The sequence below is a fragment of the Lysinibacillus sp. NPDC093197 genome (assembly GCF_044754025.1).
Classification (GTDB): domain Bacteria; phylum Bacillota; class Bacilli; order Bacillales_A; family Planococcaceae; genus Lysinibacillus.
In genome coordinates this window covers 565,603-585,636 of sequence record NZ_JBIVOH010000001.1, presented here as the reverse complement: position 1 = coordinate 585,636, position 20,034 = coordinate 565,603, and the positions used below count along the sequence as shown (strand labels likewise).

Here is a 20,034-nt window from a genome sequence, read left to right as displayed (position 1 = left end):
TAATTTTATATGTACGAATATTTATAATTTTGTTACGATGGGTGTTATTAAAATTTAATAGAGGACAACGAGGGGATGCAGCATGTGGAAAAATCACAACGTATGGATAATTTTATTAGGTGAGTTTGTAGTAGGTCTTGGCCTATGGGCTGGGATTATTGGAAATCTAGCATTTATGCAAGAGGTAGTTCCGTCAGATTTTCATAAATCATTAATTATTTCAATTGGAATTTTAGCTGGTCTTGTTGTAACGCCGCTTGCAGGACGACTAATTGACCAATCAAGGAAAAAAACGGTCATTCAGTTTGCTAGTGTGGGTCGCATTATTAGCGTATTTTTTATGTTTATCGCACTTTATACAAATTCGGTCATTTGGATGATTCTCTTTTTAATTACATTGCAAATTGCGGCAGCATTTTATATGCCTGCTTTACAATCAATTATTCCAATGGTTGTTAAGGATAAAGATTTAATCTCATTGAATGCATGGCAAATGAATGCTCGAACGATTTCACGAATTGTCGGAACAGCGGCAGCGGGTTTAATGTTAAGTTATTTTGAGTTGAAATGGTTATACATTATTTCGCTTATTGTATACATACTAATGTATTTTATAACAAACGGATTAAAGCTAGATGAAACAATTAATCTGTCCGTTCAAGATAAAGAAAAAGGCGGATTTAAGGAAGTTTTACCTATGCTAAAAGAGCATCCAGTCGTTTTAATGACACTTGTTCTAATGTTAATCCCTACATTATTTTTAGGCTCTTTTAATTTAGTCATTATGAAAATATCAGAAATTCACCAGTCCACAACTATTTCTGGTTTATTGTATACGGTTGAAGGTATCGGCTTTATGTTAGGTGCAGCAGGGCTCAAATATATTGTTGAGCGAGTGAATATAGGTACATTATTATTTGGACTAGCGTTTATCATTGGTTTAATGGAGCTTATGTTACTGCTTGCAGATAATACTTTCTTCGCGTTACTGACATTTGGACTATTTGGTTTTTCTGTAGGTTGTTTTTTCCCAACGACAATGGTAATCTTTCAAAAGCAAGTGCCGAAAGAGTATTATGGCCGTTTCTTTTCCTTCCGCAATATGATTGACTCTGTCGTCTTCCAAATCGTTCTACTATCAACGGGAATGATGCTTGATTTAATCGGCTTAAATGGAATGGGTCTAGTATTTGGTATCATTAGTCTAAGCTTAACCGTGTCTTTTCTATTTTTTTCAAAGAAAAAGAATGTAATTATGCATGCACAATAACGAAGCTTAATCATAATGAACACGGCAATAGACATTTCCAAAAATTTATTGCCTTCTCTTTATTAATTTAAATGACAAGCTATTTCCACTAAATGTGGAGGTAGCTTTTTTTATTGCAGTGTATTCCATAGTTCGATGGGTGTTGAATTATTCTATGTTTATAATGGCTATAACATAGTTATTACCAAAAGTTAGGGGAATTTGTATGAATAATATTAAATTTATCGCTTTATTACTACTTACAACGTTTTTAATGGGCTCTTCGTTTGCCATTGTAAAATTGGGTTTACCTTACTCATCTCCATTATTATTAGCGGCATTACGTTTTATCGTAGCTGGTGTATTAATGGCTGTAATTGTTCTTCTTTTAAAAAGACCTCACCCAACGACAAAAGCCAATTGGTTGAAAATTCTTTTGATTGGTACGTTTCAAACTGCTGGCGTGATGGGGTGTATATTTTTAAGCTTGCGAACGATTACAGCTAGTGAATCTTCTATTCTAACATTTACGAACCCACTGTTAGTCGTTGTATTGGCAACTATTTTTACAAAAGAACATTACCGTTTGTATCAGTGGGGCGGTGTTATTCTCGGTTTAATCGGTGTCATGATTACAATGGGTGCACAAATCGAGTGGAAAATTGGTCTAGTTTTCGGGTTTCTTTCTGCTGTTTTTTGGGCCATTGCCACGTTATTAGCAAAAAAATGGGGTGTACTGTTTGATACATGGGTTCTATCAGCATACCAGATGCTCTTTGGGGGATTACTGCTCTTACTAGGTAGTATTGTACTGGAGCAGCCACATTTTATCGTTAATGGCCATTCATTGGTTATTTTACTATGGTTAAGCATTTTTTCTTCAATCATTCAATTTGCTGGCTGGTACTATCTTTTACAAAATAGTGATCCAGGGAAAACGAGTGCTTACTTATTCTTAGCCCCTTTCTTTGGAGTATTAACAGGCTGGATATTATTAGATGAACCATTGCACTCGTCGCTTTTGATAGGGGGGCTATTTATTTTAAGTGGTATTTATTTAGTCAATCGAAATTTTACTTCTGCAAGAACAGGCAACTATTAAAACCGATGCTACCCTATAAGTCCTTCTACTTCTATAGCGTAAAAATCCACTGTCCTTTCCGCGGGCACGATGTAAGTCGCAACTGTTGCTATCGCGCCGTCTGTTGCATCTTACATTACGTGGGTTCCCCCAGGAGTCTCAGAGGATTTTTACTGAAATACTAAAAGCATAGTAAATTGTTTGAGAATTGTTTGAGTGACTGGCACTATTTCACATCCATATGAAAAACTTGTTTAAAGCCTTTTCGTCCTTTTTCGGTAACTTTAATTGCACGAATTGTTGGTACACGTGTAATCCATTCTAAGTCTAAAAAATGTGTTAGCAGTCCGTGGCCAAGTGCTCCAGCTAAATGATGACGACGTTCACTCCAGTCCAAACATGCGTGACAAAAAGAGCGACGCTTCCTTTTTAATTTTTCTAAATCTATACCGAACTGTGTAAAAAAAACTACGCCATCTGGTGTAACAACATATTCATTTTGTTCTTTTTGCAAATAACCCGAGTTGACCATTGAATCAGTTAAGTGAACACCTAATTTACCGGCTAAATGGTCATAGCAAGTTCGAGCATCTTGCAGTAATTGTATTTGGCTTGATTGCTTTAATGAACGCACTTCAGGTGGGGGTGAAATCGCTAGAAAAGTTTCTAAAAACTGTGCAATATCTTCATTTGCTAGCTGAAAATAGCGATGACGTCCCTGCTTTTCGACTTTTATTAGGTTACCTTCTACTAGCTTAGCTAGGTGAAAGCTAGCTGTTTGAGGTTTAATATTAGCCATATATGCCAATTCACTAGCTGTATGATATCGTCCGTCCATTAAACTAGCTAGCATTGTTGCTCTTGATGTCTCTCCAAGCAAAGAAGCGACTTCAGCCATATTTGGGTTAATACTCATTATTCCAGCTCCTTTGCATTCCATAGTTCGATTATATTGAAAGTATTTATCGTTTACAATAGAGAAGATAGAAGAAGGGGGACTAAAAATGGATAGTTATTATGCAGTAATTTTCACATCACAGCGGACGAATGATGACAACGTTGGATATGCAAAAATGGCAGATACGATTGAGGATTTAGCAAAACAACAGCCTGGTTTTCTTCGTGTTGAGAGTACAAGAAATCATGAAGGGCATGGAATTACGGTATCGTACTGGGAATCGCTAGAAGCAATCCGAAATTGGAAAGTCAATGCTAAGCATGCTGTAGCGCAACAATTAGGAAAAGAAAAATGGTACAGTCATTATCATGTAGAAATATGCCAAGTTATGCGTACCTACTCTTTTCAAGGGGAATGAGAAATTCGAAAGGACAACAAGAAAATCCGCTGTACCTATAAAAAGGTTACGCGGATTTTTTCATAGTCTACCTTCAAATCAAAGGACATCAAACTAGCATCTAGTAATCGTAATGTTATTTTCTCCAACCTCTTTATATGCGCGGTGGTCAATTGCACCAGCAACAGTTTCAAACGGAATCGCACGTCGTATTCCCGCTGTAACGAATTTTTTAGCTTGAATTACTGCATCCTCAACGCTAAGACCTTGTGCTAATCCTGCAGTAATCGCCGCAGAGTATGAACAACCTGCACCATTTGTATGAATTGTATCAATACGAGGAGCTTCTAATGTTAGCATGTTTACGCCATCAAATAATACATCCGTTGCGGGACCATCGAGGCGTCCGCCTTTCACAAGTACGTATTGCGTACCAAGATTATGTAAATCACGGGCTGCGTCCTGTAAATCACTTATAGTAGTAAGGCTTCTCCCCCCGAGTAAATACTCAGCCTCAGGCATATTTGGTGTCATAATGGTAGCGTGAGGTAATAGCTTGTCTTTTAAAGAGGTCATGGCACCTTCCTCCATTAAAGCTGTCCCTACTTTACCAAACATTACAGGATCAATAACTACTTGTTTGACTTGAGCGGAAGGGAGCCAGTCCGCCACAAGCTCAATAATGTCTTTGGTGAATAACATGCCTGTTTTTAAAGCATCTATGCCAATTTGTGACGAAATTGTATGAAGCTGTGCCTCAATAACTTCTCGTGATTGTGTATAAACACCTTGCTTTGTATCAGGGTGTGTTGCCACGAAGGCAGTAATGGCAGAAGTGCCGTACACACCTAGTTCTTGAAAAGTTTTTAAATCTGCTTGAATACCAGCCCCACCACGCGCGGCAGAACCAGCAATTGTACATGCTTTTTTCATAATAGTGTACTCCTCTTCTTGTTGCGTTTAGCAGGCAGTTTGTCGATAATATAAAAAGTATTTGAATATTATTTTATTTTAATAATAATTGTCATTGTTTTGAAATAGCCAGAAAGTAAAGTTTTTATAATGTCAGTTTATTCATCTAGTATTTACTAAAGGAATGCGTACAAAAATAAATCGGATGAAAAGCTTGTATGTGCTAAGTAATTTACTCAGCACATACAAGTTTTAACGTGTCTATGCAAACAAATTAGCTTTGCTTATGTTAGTTTTTGTTTATAGCGATTCACAGGAATGTTGCCAAGTTTACGCCAAATTATTTCAACAGGTCCTTGTTTATATTTTTGTAACCATAATGTTGAAAATCCAATCATAAATAATGAAATGCCTAACCAAGATGCATATATTAAAAGCGGGTTATAGTGTTTGGAAAGACCGAGCCCCCAATTATAGAACAAAAAGGATGATACGATGTTTTGGGTGATATAGCATGTAAGCGCCATTTTTCCAACGTTACTAATATATTGTTGTGTTTTGACAAACTTATGGTGGCGAGCGATTAAGAAAACAAGGCCTAAATAGCCTAGTGATAAGATAGGGGCAAAAACGTAGCGGTCAAATGCGACAAAATGTACATTGAAGAGCGATAGTGCATTGATTGGAATGCCGATACCAAAACCAATCCATAGCAGGCGCTTTTGCAGTCGAATTCCGCGTTCATCCATTTTCAATAAACCTTTTCGTACGAGGAAGATGCCAAGTAAAAATAAAAAAACATTCATAGGTAAAATCATAATGGCTTCTGATCGTAATACCCAAAAATGCTCCATCCTGTAAACGACTTGCTCCCACCAAGTAAACCCAGATATTTCAAGCAATTGATTATCATATCGTATTAATGCTTGTTCAGCTAAATCACGTTCAGTACTAATATTGGCATAAGGATTATTTGGAAATAACATCCTTACTAGCTTAGAAGACATAATCACACTAATGAACCCTTGCCAAACTTGGTAAAGAACATGAATAGCACCAGCACAAAACATACATATTTTCATTATTCTCTCGGATCGTTGAATGATAAAAGCAACGAGGATACCTGTTAGCGAATAACTCATTAGTACATCAAATTCAAAAACAAATATAAAATGGAGAAGCCCATCAATAAAGAGTAAAATCATTGACCATAAATATAGGCGAAACCAAGGGAGTTCACGATTTTGAAAGCTAGTATATTTCAATTGCATGCCAATACCGAACATAATCGTTAACAGACCTAGAAACTTACCATTCGTCAAAAAATCTGTGAAATGCGATATGTATGAACCAATATTCGAAATTTCAACTTCATCCACTTCCACAGTATGATGAGACGATCCAAAAACCCAAATATTCGTTCCAAGTGTGCCAATAATAGCGAGTCCTCTAGCGACATCTAGTAATTTTATTCTCTCCATAAAAAACACCTCTTATCAGTTTATATAGAATTAATAGATTGTCATGTAGCTTTCATAATTAATAAACGCCAAGTGAAAAGGAAGGTTTCGGTAAAATGAGCATTTTGTTGTATCGAAATAGAATAAATGTGTTTTATTTAGCGAGGAACTGACTGGCAACAAAAAAACACCTTAGAAAACCAAGGTGCTTAAAACATTTGTGGTAATAAGTCATTTATAAAGTGTTGATTTTTACGCAACCAAATTTTTAAAATAATCCGATGGGTTAATAACTGATGCCTTTTATTTGGTCTATTTTTTGCTTCGAGTAAACTTTCTAATAATATACAAGTCTCGGTAGCATAAGCTTGAGGTTCCACTAGAACAGTAAGTTTATAATCAATTAAATGAGCTGCTTGTACTTTTGCGAGCAGTTGAGCAAAGTGAGAAGTCATTTCTTGATAGGCTTCGTCCAGTTCTAAGTCAATTAATGTATATAAAGTATGTTTTATTTCAGCCTCCAACGCTTGGAGCTGTTCAATTGTAGCTTGTGTCAAAAAATCACCTCTTGAATGTTAAGGACATTATGCCAAAATGTAAAGACCAAGTGCAGCAAAAAGTAATCCTAATAATACTGTACTACAAATATAGGCTAAAGCTAATCCCCATTTTTTCTTTTCTACTAGTTGTAGCATTTCAAAGCCGAACGTCGAAAAAGTTGTGTAAGCACCTAAAAAACCGATACCTAAAAAATGCCATAATGCTTCACTTGGATGGCTGCCAAATAAAAGACCAAGGATAAAAGAACCTGTAATGTTGATAATGAAGGTTGCCCAAGGATAAGTACTGACAATCCATTTTCCTAAGTAAAATCTCGTTAATGCACCTAAAATTCCACCTATGCCTACAAGGATCATTGCATTCGCCCCCTTGCAAGTAAAGCACCAAGCCAAGCGCAAGCTAAACCGCCCAATACGCTAATTAAACAATAAGAAAGGGCTTGTACCCATTGGTTATTTTCAATGAGTAAAAGTGTTTCTACAGAAAAGGTAGAAAAAGTTGTGAAGGCTCCTAAAAAGCCTGTACCAACGCCAAGTACGAGTGGTGTCCGGTTAGTAAAAGTCGTAAAAAGAAAGGCTAAACAAAAGCATCCAACTAAATTAATAAAAAGTGTTGTAGTTGGAAAGTTAGCGGTATTGGGAAGTAACACGCTGAGGTAATAGCGGGACATCGCGCCGAAAAATCCACCTATACCTATTGCCAAAAACGTTTTCAATATCAAAGACTCCTTTAACTTTTAAGGTCATTATTGTTTGTAAAGTACATCATTTACATTCACTATTACTTTGTATTGTATCAAGGACGTAGGTCGGATGGTAGCTATTCGAAAGTAAGTTTTAACGTCACGTTCCCCTTTTTACCAATTCAAGCAATTCACTACTTTAAAGCGTTAATTATTTCCTGTGAAATATAAAAAATAACAGTTAGAATGTTGACAATTATTTCAATAATATGATAATCTTCAATAACACTATAACAAAAAAGGAGGGCATGACAATGATGGTTTTAACAGTACAAAACAAAAGCACAGCTTCATACATTGTCCATGTCTAACGTTGTTATTTATTATGCAATAGAAGGTATGGGCGCACCTTACCTTTTATAAGAGACACATGCTCTTTTGAGGGGATGTGTCTTTTTTTATTGCAAAAAAGTTGTAGTGAACTAAAAAAGGAGTGTATGTCGTATGCGTAACATCACAAGGAAATTAATTTTCAATAAGGAATTGCTAGATAGTGGGTAGCGAAGATTTAACGCAATTTGAGAAAGAAGGTTATGAAAAATGTTTGATGTATTAAGCAAATTAAGCTGGTTTTTTAAGCAATATTGGAAGCAATACACAGTAGCGATTGTGCTATTAATGATTGCTAGTGCTTTAGAAGTTATTCCTCCTTATTTACTTGGGAACATAATTGATATTTTAACAGCAGGCACAATGACAACTGCAATTTTATCGAAGTATATTTTGATTTTCAGCGGTATTATTGTTGGTGGCTATGTATTAAATTTTGTATGGCAATTTCGATTATTTGAAGGTGCCATTAACTTAGAGAAAATTTTACGACGCAATTTAATGCAACATTTTTTACGGATGACGCCTACTTTTTATGAAAAGAATCGCACGGGTGATTTAATGGCGCGTGCTACGAATGATTTAAATGCTGTATCCCTAACTGCGGGCTTTGGGATTATGACACTTATTGATTCAACCATTTATATGGGATGTATTATTTTTGCAATGGGCTTTATGATTTCATGGAAATTAACCATTTTTGCCATGTTACCAGTGCCTATTATGGCTATTCTTATACAATATTTAGGGAAAATTGTGCATGAGCGTTATATGAAGGCACAGGATGCCTTTGGCGAATTAAATGATAGTGTTCTCGAGTCTGTAGCAGGCGTTCGGGTTGTACGGGCATATGTCCAAGAAAAAAAGGACGAAGCAACATTTGCGGAGATGAGTGAAACCGTTTATGAAAAAAATATGCATACTACGAAAATAAATGCCTTATTCGGACCAATTACGAAAGTCGGTACGGGTATTAGTTATGTTGTGGCACTCGGTTACGGTGCACACTTAGTATCTACTGAGGCGATGTCTTTAGGGCAACTTGTAACGTTTACTGTCTATTTAGGATTAGCAGTTTGGCCAATTTTTGCAATCGGAGAACTTATTAATGTAATGCAGCAAGGGAATGCCTCATTGGACCGTGTACAGGAGACATTGCGCTATGAAGCAGATGTGCAAAATATTGCTATACCTCAAACGGTAGCAGCCCCGCATGCCATTGGATTCGATAATTTATCCTTCCAGTATCCAATGAGTCAGGTAAAGAATCTTCAACAAATTTCGTTGTCACTAAAAAAGGGGCAAACACTTGGTATTGTTGGAAAGACAGGTGCCGGAAAGACGACTTTCCTGCGACAATTACTTCGTGAATATCCAATTGAAGCGGGCCAGTTATCGATTGATGGGATTGATATAACATCACAAACAAAGGAGCAATTACTCGATTGGATTGGGTATGTCCCGCAGGATCATGTGTTATTCTCTCGAACAATTAGAGAAAATATTTTATTTGGGAAAGAAGATGCAACGGAAGAAGAGCTGAAACAAGCGATTTATGCTGCATATTTTGAAAAAGATTTAGCCCATCTCCCAATGGGGCTTGAAACACTTGTTGGCGAAAAGGGCGTATCACTTTCAGGTGGTCAAAAGCAGCGTGTATCTATTGCTCGTGCACTAATAAAAGACCCTGAAATTTTAATACTCGATGATTCGCTTTCTGCTGTAGACGCTAAAACAGAGGCGAAGATTATAGAAAATATTCAACGAGAACGACAGGATCGAACGACCATTATTACAACCCATCGTTTGTCGGGAATTCAACATGCAAATATGATTATTGTGCTTGATGAAGGGCAAATCGTAGAGCAAGGAACACATGAACAGCTCCTTTCACAACAAGGCTGGTATAAAGAGCAATTTGACCGTCAACAGCTAGAAGGGGGTGCCTCATGAGTACGAGTCAACGATTAACTCGCTATGCGATGTATTTTAAAAAACCAATATTACTAGGTTTATTTTTCTTAACAATTGCAGTATTTACCGAGCTTGTAGGGCCTTTTATTGCGAAGCATATAATCGATAATTATATGACGATTGGTAAATTAGAAATAAAGCCGATTACATGGCTGTTAATACTTTATTTAATATTGGCGATTGCAACAGCAATATTACGTTATTTTATGTATATTTATTTACAAATGGGAGCAAACCGCGTTGTTCAAAAATTACGTAAGGACGTTTTTGAGCATATTCAAACATTGCCAATTCAATATTTTGATAACTTACCGGCAGGGAAAATCGTGGCACGCGTGACGAATGATACAGAGGCAGTACGTAATTTATATGTACAGGTGCTATCGAATTTCGTAACAAGTTTAATCTCAATTTTAGGTGTCTATGTAGCGCTGTTCATTTTAAATTGGCAAATGGCTTGTTTAGCATTAGTAATGGTGCCAATCATTTACGTATGGATGATTTTATATCGTAAATTTGCTTCGAAGTATAACGATGTTATTCGAACTAAAATTGCCGATATCAATGCGATGATTAACGAATCAATACAAGGTATGACCATTATTCAAGCATTCCGCCGTGAGCAACAAATGACGAAGGAATTTGATGATATGAATAATGAGCATTATGCCTATGAGCGTAAATTATTAGTGCTAGATTCGGCGACTTCATTCAATTTAGTGAATACGTTAAGACTTTTAATGTTTACCATTTTTATTTTCTACTTTGGGACGCAGTCGATGACGACAACACAAATAATTTCTGCAGGGACATTATATGCATTTGTCGATTATTTGACGAAATTATTTAATCCTATTACAAACATTGTCAATCAATTTTCTCAGCTTGAACGCTCGCTCGTTGCAGGGAAGCGTGTGTTTGAGGTGTTAGATATAGACGGTGAACCGGTATCAGAAGTAAGTCTTCCGAGATATAAAGGGAATGTCGTTTTTGAGGATGTTTCCTTTGCCTATAAAAACGATGATTATGTTTTGAAAAACTTATCTTTTGAAGCTCATCAAGGGGAAACCATTGCGCTTGTAGGTCATACAGGGTCAGGAAAAAGTTCCATTATGAACTTATTATTCCGCTTCTATGATCCTTCAAAAGGAAAGATTTCAATCGATGGTATTGATATTACAGCGGTCGCGCGTCAATCAATGCGTGAGCATATGGGTATTGTATTACAGGACCCATATTTATTTACAGGAACGATTGCTTCAAATGTGAGCTTAAATAATCCGAAAATTTCACGTGAAAAAGTGGAGGAATCTTTAAGAGCAGTTGGTGGTGATCGCGTCTTAGTAAACTTGCCTAATGGTTATGATGAACCTGTAATTGAAAAAGGAAGTACACTATCTTCAGGTCAGCGACAACTAATTTCCTTTGCACGTGCACTAGCCTTTGATCCGGCAATATTAATATTAGATGAAGCAACATCTAATATCGATACAGAGACAGAAGAAATTATCCAACATGCAATGGATGTTTTGAAAAAAGGTCGAACAACGTTTATTATTGCCCACCGTCTTTCAACGATAAAAAATGCGGATCGTATTCTTGTATTAGACCGTGGGGAGATTGTTGAGCGCGGTACGCACGAGGAGCTATTAGAGCTTGGCGGAATTTATGAAAAAATGTATCAAATGCAAGCTAACTCATTGCAGTAATTATAGTGATTACGACACTTCTAGAGGATACTCAACATGAGTGGTTCGTTTGTGTCAAAATTGTATTTAGCAAATAAATAAACTTGAGCCCCACTTTGCTAAGTGGGGCTCAGAGTTTCGACAAAAGGTATCAAGATAGCTCACTCTTGATGCCTTATTTTGTTTATTGGAGTAAAGACAAACGGGTGCCAAAGGCGAGTGCCAGGCACTCAAACAATTATTCTAGTTGATTGGAGCGGAGAGCGTCGCCAGTTGCGGAAATCTACGACAGTAGTCCGTTATTTTTAATTTAGGATGTACTTTTCACGTTTTGAAAGACGTTGATGAAAAATAATAGGACAGAAAGTGCAACCGCGATACCGCCACCAGATACGAACAGCTCAAATAACCAATGTGGAACATCTAAATAAACCATCATCATACCAACTAATAGGAACGGTAAACCGATATTATAAAGCCAAAACTGAGCCTTCGCGAGCCCTGTTTCTGCAGCTTCTTTAAAATTACAATAAACTAAACCTATGAATCCCGTAGTCAGCCAACCTACTACACCAATATGAGCATGTGTCGCCTTCCATTGAAGTTGAATTGTATAATGCATGAACAGTCCAAACGCGAAAACAAGTAATAAATAGAAGATAGAAATTTTTATCCATTTTGCCCCCATCGAAAAACAACTCCTTTCCTGAAAGTGTTTTTAGCTAGCTAATACAGTCTATTCTTGTCGAAAGAAAAAGATGACTGTCCTCTTTGAAGAATTCGGAATTAATGCGGAATTGAAAAAATAAATAATTTTACTTAAAATAAAGGGTAAATACGTGAATATTTTTTTAACAGGAGGGTCTATGAAAAAGAAAATTATTATTTATACGATGTTATTCATGTTGTTCAGTAGTTTTCCATTAATAAATGTCGAACAAGCTTGGGCATCTGAGCAAACAATGACGACTAAAATCAATACAATCATCACGAAAAACTGGAAAAATAATGAGTATAGTATTACTGTACGAGAAATGGAAAGAGGGGACGTCATTTACAGTAATAATGGTGATAAAATGATTCGTCCTGCTTCAACACATAAATTACTTGTTAGTGCTGCAGCATTAGATTTACTTGGTCCTGATTATCGCTTTACAACGAAGGCGTATATCGATGGACCCGTTGAAAATGGTATATTACAAGGAAATATTTATTTACAAGGTGGTGGAGATCCTACACTGCTACCTGTCCATTTAGAATCATTCGCTAATGGAATAAAAAAATTAGGCATCACAAAAATTACAGGAAAATTAATTGCGGATGATACGTGGTTTGATGATGACCGTTTAGCAAAAGGCATTGTTCCTGAGGAGGAGGCATTATCTTATGCATCTCGTATTTCGGCTCTGACTCTTTCTCCAAATGATCAGTACGATGTCGGTAATGTCCAAGTTAAAGTGACTGGCACCAAAATTGGCCAAGCTGCAAGTGTTCAACTTTTCCCACATGCAAGCACAATACCAATTGTTAACAAAACTAAGATAATAAAAAAAGGTGGGAAATCGACGATCAATATTACGAGAGAATATGGAACAGATCGTATTGTTGTAACAGGCAATTTACCTGCTGGTACAGAGAAAAATACATATGTGACCGTTTATAATCCAACATTGTATACGCTGGATGTATTACGAGAAAAATTAATAGCAAAAGGTATTCAGCAAATGCCTCTCGACATAGGAAAAGTTCCAAATAATGCTCAACGAATAGGAATATCCAATTCAATACAATTAAAAGATATCAATTTTCGATTTTTAAAGCTAAGCATTAACGGTATGGGAGAAATGTTGACGAAGCAAATAGGGAAAGAACTTCTTGGAGAAGGAAGTTGGTCGGCAGGTATACAGGCAATTCGTACATATGGAATAGATACTGGACTGGATATGGATCAATGGTACTTTGAAGATGGCTCTGGCTTAAATCATCAGAACCGTGTAAGTAGTATGCAGGAAAGTTTATTATTATATAAAGTTCGTAATAAGTCCTGGTACTTCTCCTATTTAGACGCCTTACCACATGCAGGCCGAAAAGGGAAGTTGGTTGGTGCTACATTAGAAAATCGCTTGAAAGGTTATAGTGTTTCAGCTAAAACAGGCTATATAACGGGAACCTATGCGTTAAGTGGCTATGTTCAAGGAAAAAGTGGTAAATGGTATATTTTTAGTATTTTAACACAAGCCAATAAAGGCGCAGCTATTACCACTATTGATGAAATAGTAAAACAAATTGCAAATGAAATGTAAAGGGTTTCAAAAAGTTGAGCAAACTAGTTTAATTAAAAATAATTTAGTGATAAACTATTGAATGGATTTAAGAAAAGGAGATGTTTATCCATGGGTAAATTACAAGACAAAGTCGTAATTATTACTGGCGGTGCAGGTGGTATCGGTAGTGGTATGGCAAAAGCAATGGTAAAAGAAGGAGCTATTGTAGCAATTGTTGATTTAAATGAAGAAACAGGAAAAGCAATGGAAAAAGAATTGCAACAAATCTCTCCAAAATCAATGTTTTTACAAGCAAATTTAATGGATCGTGCTAATTTGCATAAAATTATCGATACAGTTGTTGAAAAATACGGTAAACTAGATGTATTAGTTAATAATGCACATGCTTCTAAACAAGCAACTATTGAAGACACAACACAAGCTGATTTAGATTTATCATTTGATACTGGTTTCTACCCAACATTTTATTTAATGCAAGCAGCATTACCGCATTTAAAAGAGTCAAAAGGGAATGTTATTAATTTTGCTTCTGGCGCGGGTCTTGCTGGACATGAAACACAAGGTGCCTATGCGGCTGCAAAAGAAGCAATCCGCGGTATTTCTCGTGTAGCGGCAAATGAATGGGGACGTTTCGGTATTAATGTAAACTTAATTAGCCCTATTGCGAATTCACCAGGTGTACAAGCATGGGCAAAAGCACAACCAGAATATTACGAAGCTGTTAAAAGTAAAATTCCTATGGGACGCTTTGGTGATGTTGAAGAAGACATCGGCCGCGTAGCAGTATTTTTAGCATCAGAGGACTCACAATATATCACAGGCCAAACGCTTATGGTTGACGGTGGCTCTATTATGCTTCACTAATATTCTCGGATGTTCGAGGAGGATTTTTTTTGGCACAGACAAGTATTTTTAAACTCATTCATATGATTGATCAGATGAATAATGCGAATATTATACGCTTTACGAAAGCGTTTCCGTATCCGTTAGGTATTTCACCAATTTTAGTTTTAAGTGAACTGAAAATAAAAGGTCCTCAAAGACAAGCAGAATTAGCGGAAACGATTGGGTATACGAAAGGTGCTATGACAAGTATTGCTGAAAAATTAGTGAAACTGGGCTTAGCAGAAAGACTTTACGATGATGCCGATAGACGTACAATTCGTTTGCAGATTACCGAAGAAGGTGTAGGTGCTTTAATCAAAGCGCAAGAGGTAGGGAAGGAAGTATTTATTCAACTTTTTGAAGTATTGAATGACGAAGAAATTGCACAATATTTGTCTATTCAAGAAAAGTTAGTGCAAGGAATTCACGACAGAGCTGAATAGCGCTTCTTTAAGAAGTGGCTCAAACTGTAGACAAAATATCTTAAGGATTTATTTCCCAAGATATTTTGTCTTTTTCTGTAGAATCGGCATATCGCCCATGCTTCTTTCAAACAGTAGTGCTAATTTTAGGTACTAATGAATATAAAGATGTATATTTAGTAAATACTAGTGTACGTCTTTTTTTTGTGCAATATGCATATAAGTAGACTATATAAACTTTTTTCCAACCTAATACGTCAAATAGATGGGCCAATTTTTTATAAAGCTAGAGAGGACATAAGTATGGAAAAAAACATGAAACGCTCTAAAGAAAAAAAGAGCAAAAAGAAGATTTGGCTGTGGATAATAGGGAGCCTATTAGCGATTTTTCTAATTTTTATAGGTACTGCTTATTATACTATCCAAAAGACGATGAATAAAATAAATACACCACTTGTAGAAACTACAGATACTTCCGACAAAACGCAAAAAACAATTACGAAAAAAGAGCCTTTTTCTGTGCTGATGCTAGGTGTTGATGAACGAAAGGACGATAGTGGTCGTTCAGACACAATGATTGTTATTACAGTAAATCCTGAAAAGCAAACGATGAAAATGTTAAGTATTCCAAGAGATACACGGACAGACATCATTGGGCATGACACAGTGGATAAGATTAACCATGCTTATGCATTTGGAGGCGTACCAATGGCAATGGATACGGTTGAAAATTTATTAGATATCCCCCTCGATTATTACGTATTTATAAATATGGAGGGATTCCTACAAATAATTGATACACTTGGCGGTGTAACTATTCAAAATGATATGGATTTAACCTATGATTCGTATCATTATCCTGAGGGTGAAATTTCATTAAATGGTGATGAAGCTCTTATTTTTTCACGTATACGCTATGAAGATCCACGGGGTGATTTTGGCCGTCAAATTCGTCAAAGACAAATTATTGAAGCGGTTATGAAAAAAGCTTCAACACCTTCAATGTTGTTGAAGGCAACTGATATGCTTGATGTTGTCGGAGACAATGTCCGTATGAATTTTACGGTGAAAGATTTAATCCAGCTACAAAGTATTTATAAAAAAATGGATAATAATATTGATCAGTTATCATTTGAGGCAGGAGAGGGTCAAATGATTAATCATATTTGGTACTATATTCCAGATGAAACAGAGCTACAACAAATAAAAACAGAGTTAAAAACGCACTTGGAATAAGGGCTTGTAAAGTAATAAATTGGCTACAATAGTTGTAAATTATATGTCGACGAAGGGAGAGAGATGAATGAATGGGAGGACCCAGGTGCTTAGGTATACAGCATTAAATAATTGCATGCAAAGCTATGTACCTAAACGTAAAGTACGAAAAAGTCCAGTCAAATTCATGGTGAAACAGTTACAACTATTTTGTTTTAAAATCTTTATGTAATGCTAAAAAAATCATTCAGGTAGGATGCATGCCTAGTTGAATGATTTTTTTAGTTATGAATGCAATTCAATTTTTTATTTCGTTTGAAATATCAGAAAATTAAGTGTATAATAGAGTTAAGAAATGGTTGAGGGAGTGATTGTGATGATGATTGGAACAATTTTATTAGCCATCGCGTTGCCGGTAGGTATTGTTTTAGCAGTAGATTTATTTAACGAGCAACATCACTCTGCTTCATAAAGAGACCATTCTAAAAGTGAAAAACAAAAGCAATTTCCTAGACAGAAGCTGTTGAGCCTATGTCTTTTTTTCATGTCTTGGAAACAATTTGTGTTATTATTCGTCAATATACAATAGAAAATGCTATACTATAAAAAAAAGTATCGGGGTATGAGTATGCAAGCAGAAAAAACGAATATGAAAAAAGAAATTCTATCCTACATTAAAATTATTGTTATTACAGCAATTGTCGTCTTAGGCTGTAAACAATTTTTATTTGCACCGATAAAAGTACAAGGTGCTTCTATGTATCCGACATATGAGGATAAGGATATAATTATTGTAAGTAAAACGAGTAAAATTGAACGCTTTGACCAAATTGTCTTTCAATCACCTACTGAGGATGAATTATATATTAAACGTGTTATAGGACTTCCAGGGGACATAGTAGAAATGATAGATGATGTATTGTATGTAAATGGTAAGGCGTATAAAGAAGATTATGTAAATCGTCAAACAGATGATCCGAGTCAATTACGTATTACAGAGAATTTCACACTAGAAGGTTTAACAAATGAGAAAAAAGTGCCAGAAGGTAAGTATTTCGTAATGGGAGATAACCGTCTAAAAAGCTATGATAGTCGCCATTACGGATTAATCGGTAAAGATGCTATTTATGGTGAAGCTAAAATAACTGTTTATCCATTTAAGCACTTTCACGTTGGCCGCGAATAGATAAATAACAATGAAAATAGAAAGAGGCAGCTCAAATTTTTACGAGCATGCCTCTTTATTTTTAATTATTTTCTGTCAAAGCTTTACAAATTTTATAAGTAGAATAATAGACGCAAACTGTTGAATTTTCAACAGTTTCTTTTATTGGGTTTTGCTTTATGTCCAATCTAGGAGATGGTTGATCGATTGTGAGCTCTTCTACTACTAATTCTGCGCCATAAAATAGCATTAAAAAATAGCATACTAAACCAAATATACGCAAACAATCACCCCATAACTATATGTGTACTATTATTATTTATGGTCGACAGACAAAAAATATAAGCAAAAATTCAAAAAAATATACAATAACTAACATCAAAACTCATTCAATGCAATAAATGTGTGTTGGGCAATCTGAAAAGAAGAAAAATGTTGTAACGTAAAAATCAATATGCTACTATAGCTAAAGTAAAATAATGATCTGTATAACCTCAATAATATGGATTGAGGGTCTCTACCAGGAACCATAAAATCCTGACTACAAAAATTTCTTTCATTTTGTAGTCAGGATTTTTTTATTGTTGCCCACTATAAGATGGAAGTACAACAGAAGGGTGATTAAATGAATTGGAGAGTTTTTATACTGGCAGCTACGACTTTTGCAGTTGGATTGGTAGAGCTAATTGTTGGAGGTATATTGCCATACATTGCTAAAGATTTGAACGTATCTGTAGCAACGGCTGGACAATTAATTACGATATTTGCTCTAGTATATGCAATTTCTGCCCCTGTCCTTTTATCGTTAACAGCTAAAGTGGAGCGGAAGAAACTATACCTTATTTCATTACTTTTATTTACATTAGGTAATGTCATGACCTATTTTAGTCCTACCTTTGTCATTGTCATGATTGCAAGAATCATAACAGCAATGAGTACGGCTCTAGTTATTGTTTTGTCTCTGACAATTACAACAAAGATAGTAGAACCAAGACATCGTGCTAAAGCATTAGGGCTTATTTTTGTAGGTGTAAGTTCAGCACTAGTAATTGGTGTACCGATGGGTATTTTTATTACTGAGGCTTTTGGTTGGCGTGCTGTTTTTTTAGGGATTGCATTACTCTCTAGCATATCTATGATTCTAATTTTTATGCTCCTGGAAAAAATGCCAGTTGTTGAGGTTGTCCCATTAAAAACACAAATTAAGTCATTAGCTAATTTAAAAATTGCAAGTGCGCATTTAACAACATTATTTATGCTTGCTGGTCATTATATGCTTTATGCTTACTTCACGCCGTTTTTAGTAGAGGCATTTAACTTAAACTCTTCCTGGGTGAGTATTTGTTACTTAGTATTCGGTCTTGCTTCTGTAAGTGGTAATGCGTTTGGTGGTTGGTTAAGTGATAAAATTGGTACTGGCAAATCAATCGTACTAATCATTGCAACTTTTGCTATCGTATTATTTGTAATACCGTATACAATCGTAGCCTTCCCGTTATTTTTAATCGTAACTGTTTTATGGGGAGCGCTTAGCTGGTCACTTACGCCACCATTACAAAACTATTTGATTCAAACAGATCCCGAAACATCTGATATTCAACAAAGCTTAAATACTGCTGCCTTACAAATTGGTATTTCAATAGGATCAGCAGTGGGGGGAGCGTTGTTTACTCTTACAGGCTCTGTAATGCATCTATCAAGTTTCGGTGCAATTTTAGTTTTATGTGCGTTAGGTTGTGCAATTTTTTCTATTAAGAGAGCGCCACTTTCAGACAGCAATCAATTAGATGGAAGTATCCAAAGGGTTCATCAATGAAAGCTTAAATTACTAAAAAAAGAAGGACTATGATTGTTGAAGCGAGAATGTAAGAGTAGAGAGGGAGGCTGGTAAATAAATGCAGGTAGATTTAACGGAATTTGAAGGATTGAATGTGAAAGTTGTCGCAACGGTTGATCATACGCTTTATCGAAACGTTGGTGCAATCATTTTATACGAAGAAGATTCACACATTTTATCTGTACGAAAACTGAAACGAAAAATCGCTGATCAATATATACCAACAGACGAACTCGAAAACTTTATGTTTGACACACAGGCAGATGCAATTAAATTTACACATAAGCTAACTAGAATGAGTGCACTCGATTATTTATTAGTTACAAACAGGGAAAAAGAACTAAGTGAATAAAAAGATAGCCTTTTAGGTCGTCTCGTATTGAAGCGAGACGACTAGAAGCTATGGGCTTTATATTGAGGAAGGAGAAAGTAGCCAACCTTTCTTATTACTAAGCTCAATTAACTTGGCACCTAGAATGGCATATTTCATATGAAAAACACTATATTTTGTCGTAAGACTGCTTTCGAAAGACATGTCCATTGCTTGACTGACTGAAATTAAGGAAGATGCAATATTCATGGATAGGATAGCACTAATTTCAGAATCATTTATAGCTGCCTTTCCACGCATTTTAGCAATTTGTAAATTTCCTTGGTCAATTGATAATGGCGGCGCCAGAACACCATTTTCTTTTAATAACTTCTCAAGCTGTTTATTTTCCTCTTTTAAACATTGAATAAATTCCAAAATAATGACTTTTAAGTCTCTGTTAACTGCATAGTTGAAAAAGAAATGGTTCGTTGCAATATAGCCATTGTTTACGCCAAGTTGTTTCCAAATTGTAAAAACTTCCTTAAAGCGTAAAGAATCTATATTTCGTTTTGACATTTTCATTGTTGCACGTCCTAACTCATTTTATAGTTGTTGAATGT

At 35.8% G+C, this 20,034-nt stretch carries 22 protein-coding genes and 1 riboswitch; of the genes, 13 read left to right on the top strand and 9 right to left on the bottom strand.

All coding sequences use genetic code 11. The features are described from left to right. Positions 1 to 82 precede the first annotated feature (82 nt). Together ACIP9G_RS03025 and ACIP9G_RS03020 are read left to right on the top strand one after the other, a co-directional pair. Positions 83 to 1,270, top strand: coding sequence for an MFS transporter (locus tag ACIP9G_RS03025; protein ID WP_401017274.1), 1,188 nt, complete (start codon positions 83 to 85; stop codon positions 1,268 to 1,270). Between the two features lie 205 nt (positions 1,271 to 1,475). Continuing rightward, positions 1,476 to 2,351, top strand: coding sequence for a DMT family transporter (locus ACIP9G_RS03020; RefSeq protein WP_401017272.1), 876 nt, complete (start codon positions 1,476 to 1,478; stop codon positions 2,349 to 2,351). Between the two features lie 205 nt (positions 2,352 to 2,556). Here ACIP9G_RS03020 and ACIP9G_RS03015 read toward each other — a convergent pair whose 3' ends face one another. Next, complete coding sequence (locus tag ACIP9G_RS03015; RefSeq protein WP_401017270.1) at positions 2,557 to 3,246, bottom strand: ArsR/SmtB family transcription factor; 690 nt, start codon at positions 3,244 to 3,246, stop codon at positions 2,557 to 2,559. An 88-nt stretch (positions 3,247 to 3,334) separates the two neighbouring features. Between ACIP9G_RS03015 and ACIP9G_RS03010 the strand changes: the two genes are divergently transcribed. Further along, complete coding sequence (locus ACIP9G_RS03010) at positions 3,335 to 3,646, top strand: antibiotic biosynthesis monooxygenase family protein (protein WP_340824078.1); 312 nt, start codon at positions 3,335 to 3,337, stop codon at positions 3,644 to 3,646. A gap of 93 nt (positions 3,647 to 3,739) precedes the next feature. On the opposite strand, the gene thiD is transcribed toward ACIP9G_RS03010, so the two are convergent. The 5 genes from thiD to crcB all read right to left on the bottom strand — a co-directional run bounded on the left by thiD (position 3,740) and on the right by crcB (position 7,273). Then, complete coding sequence (thiD, locus tag ACIP9G_RS03005) at positions 3,740 to 4,558, bottom strand: bifunctional hydroxymethylpyrimidine kinase/phosphomethylpyrimidine kinase (protein ID WP_401017268.1); 819 nt, start codon at positions 4,556 to 4,558, stop codon at positions 3,740 to 3,742. Between the two features lie 263 nt (positions 4,559 to 4,821). Continuing rightward, positions 4,822 to 6,018, bottom strand: a complete 1,197-nt coding sequence (locus ACIP9G_RS03000; protein ID WP_401017266.1) for a DUF418 domain-containing protein — start codon at positions 6,016 to 6,018, stop codon at positions 4,822 to 4,824. A 188-nt stretch (positions 6,019 to 6,206) separates the two neighbouring features. Next, entirely contained in the window at positions 6,207 to 6,554 is a 348-nt protein-coding gene (locus tag ACIP9G_RS02995) for a hypothetical protein (protein ID WP_340824082.1), read from the bottom strand. Positions 6,555 to 6,581: 27 nt separating this feature from the next. Continuing rightward, positions 6,582 to 6,914 (bottom strand): fluoride efflux transporter FluC, encoded by a 333-nt coding sequence (locus ACIP9G_RS02990; RefSeq protein ID WP_340824085.1) that lies wholly within the window; start codon positions 6,912 to 6,914, stop codon positions 6,582 to 6,584. Then, entirely contained in the window at positions 6,911 to 7,273 is a 363-nt protein-coding gene (gene crcB / locus ACIP9G_RS02985) for a fluoride efflux transporter CrcB (protein WP_340824086.1), read from the bottom strand. The genes ACIP9G_RS02990 and crcB overlap by 4 nt, the downstream gene beginning before the upstream one ends. A gap of 567 nt (positions 7,274 to 7,840) precedes the next feature. Here crcB and ACIP9G_RS02980 point away from each other — a divergent pair. Both ACIP9G_RS02980 and ACIP9G_RS02975 read left to right on the top strand, forming a co-directional pair. Beyond that, positions 7,841 to 9,583, top strand: coding sequence for an ABC transporter ATP-binding protein (locus tag ACIP9G_RS02980; protein ID WP_401017263.1), 1,743 nt, complete (start codon positions 7,841 to 7,843; stop codon positions 9,581 to 9,583). Beyond that, positions 9,580 to 11,313 carry an ABC transporter ATP-binding protein gene (locus tag ACIP9G_RS02975; protein WP_340824089.1) on the top strand — a complete coding sequence of 578 codons (1,734 nt, stop codon included), beginning with the start codon at positions 9,580 to 9,582 and terminating at the stop codon, positions 11,311 to 11,313. Before ACIP9G_RS02980 ends, ACIP9G_RS02975 begins: the two co-directional genes overlap by 4 nt. A gap of 289 nt (positions 11,314 to 11,602) precedes the next feature. On the opposite strand, the gene ACIP9G_RS02970 is transcribed toward ACIP9G_RS02975, so the two are convergent. Beyond that, on the bottom strand, positions 11,603 to 11,980 hold the full coding sequence (locus tag ACIP9G_RS02970) for a hypothetical protein (protein ID WP_340824091.1): 378 nt from the start codon (positions 11,978 to 11,980) through the stop codon (positions 11,603 to 11,605). A gap of 178 nt (positions 11,981 to 12,158) precedes the next feature. Here ACIP9G_RS02970 and dacB point away from each other — a divergent pair, with 178 nt between their 5' ends. From dacB to lepB, 6 genes are all read left to right on the top strand, one after another. Continuing rightward, on the top strand, positions 12,159 to 13,595 hold the full coding sequence (gene dacB / locus ACIP9G_RS02965; protein ID WP_401017261.1) for a D-alanyl-D-alanine carboxypeptidase/D-alanyl-D-alanine endopeptidase: 1,437 nt from the start codon (positions 12,159 to 12,161) through the stop codon (positions 13,593 to 13,595). 90 nt (positions 13,596 to 13,685) lie between these two features. Continuing rightward, the gene (locus ACIP9G_RS02960) at positions 13,686 to 14,441 is read left to right on the top strand and encodes an SDR family NAD(P)-dependent oxidoreductase (protein WP_340824093.1); all 756 of its coding nucleotides are present in this window, start codon (positions 13,686 to 13,688) and stop codon (positions 14,439 to 14,441) included. 29 nt (positions 14,442 to 14,470) lie between these two features. Next, positions 14,471 to 14,905 (top strand): MarR family winged helix-turn-helix transcriptional regulator, encoded by a 435-nt coding sequence (locus ACIP9G_RS02955; protein ID WP_340824094.1) that lies wholly within the window; start codon positions 14,471 to 14,473, stop codon positions 14,903 to 14,905. A 282-nt stretch (positions 14,906 to 15,187) separates the two neighbouring features. Next, positions 15,188 to 16,120 (top strand): LCP family glycopolymer transferase, encoded by a 933-nt coding sequence (locus ACIP9G_RS02950; RefSeq protein ID WP_401017259.1) that lies wholly within the window; start codon positions 15,188 to 15,190, stop codon positions 16,118 to 16,120. Positions 16,121 to 16,475: 355 nt separating this feature from the next. Continuing rightward, positions 16,476 to 16,571: a transcriptional regulator gene (locus ACIP9G_RS02945; protein WP_172771884.1), complete on the top strand. Its 96-nt coding sequence runs from the start codon at positions 16,476 to 16,478 to the stop codon at positions 16,569 to 16,571. 156 nt (positions 16,572 to 16,727) lie between these two features. After that, the gene (gene lepB / locus ACIP9G_RS02940) at positions 16,728 to 17,285 is read left to right on the top strand and encodes a signal peptidase I (protein WP_340824097.1); all 558 of its coding nucleotides are present in this window, start codon (positions 16,728 to 16,730) and stop codon (positions 17,283 to 17,285) included. A gap of 61 nt (positions 17,286 to 17,346) precedes the next feature. On the opposite strand, the gene ACIP9G_RS02935 is transcribed toward lepB, so the two are convergent. Beyond that, positions 17,347 to 17,547 (bottom strand): hypothetical protein, encoded by a 201-nt coding sequence (locus ACIP9G_RS02935; protein ID WP_401017257.1) that lies wholly within the window; start codon positions 17,545 to 17,547, stop codon positions 17,347 to 17,349. A 181-nt stretch (positions 17,548 to 17,728) separates the two neighbouring features. Beyond that, positions 17,729 to 17,828, top strand: a riboswitch (purine riboswitch). A 61-nt stretch (positions 17,829 to 17,889) separates the two neighbouring features. On the opposite strand from ACIP9G_RS02935, the gene ACIP9G_RS02930 reads away from it, so the two are divergent. Next, entirely contained in the window at positions 17,890 to 19,080 is a 1,191-nt protein-coding gene (locus ACIP9G_RS02930; protein ID WP_340824101.1) for an MFS transporter, read from the top strand. Positions 19,081 to 19,159: 79 nt separating this feature from the next. Next, a complete protein-coding gene (locus tag ACIP9G_RS02925) occupies positions 19,160 to 19,453 on the top strand; it encodes a hypothetical protein (protein WP_340824102.1) in 294 nt (97 codons plus the stop codon). A 57-nt stretch (positions 19,454 to 19,510) separates the two neighbouring features. Here ACIP9G_RS02925 and ACIP9G_RS02920 read toward each other — a convergent pair whose 3' ends face one another. Continuing rightward, positions 19,511 to 19,996 (bottom strand): DUF3231 family protein, encoded by a 486-nt coding sequence (locus tag ACIP9G_RS02920; protein ID WP_340824104.1) that lies wholly within the window; start codon positions 19,994 to 19,996, stop codon positions 19,511 to 19,513. Between the last annotated feature and the right edge of the window lie 38 nt (positions 19,997 to 20,034).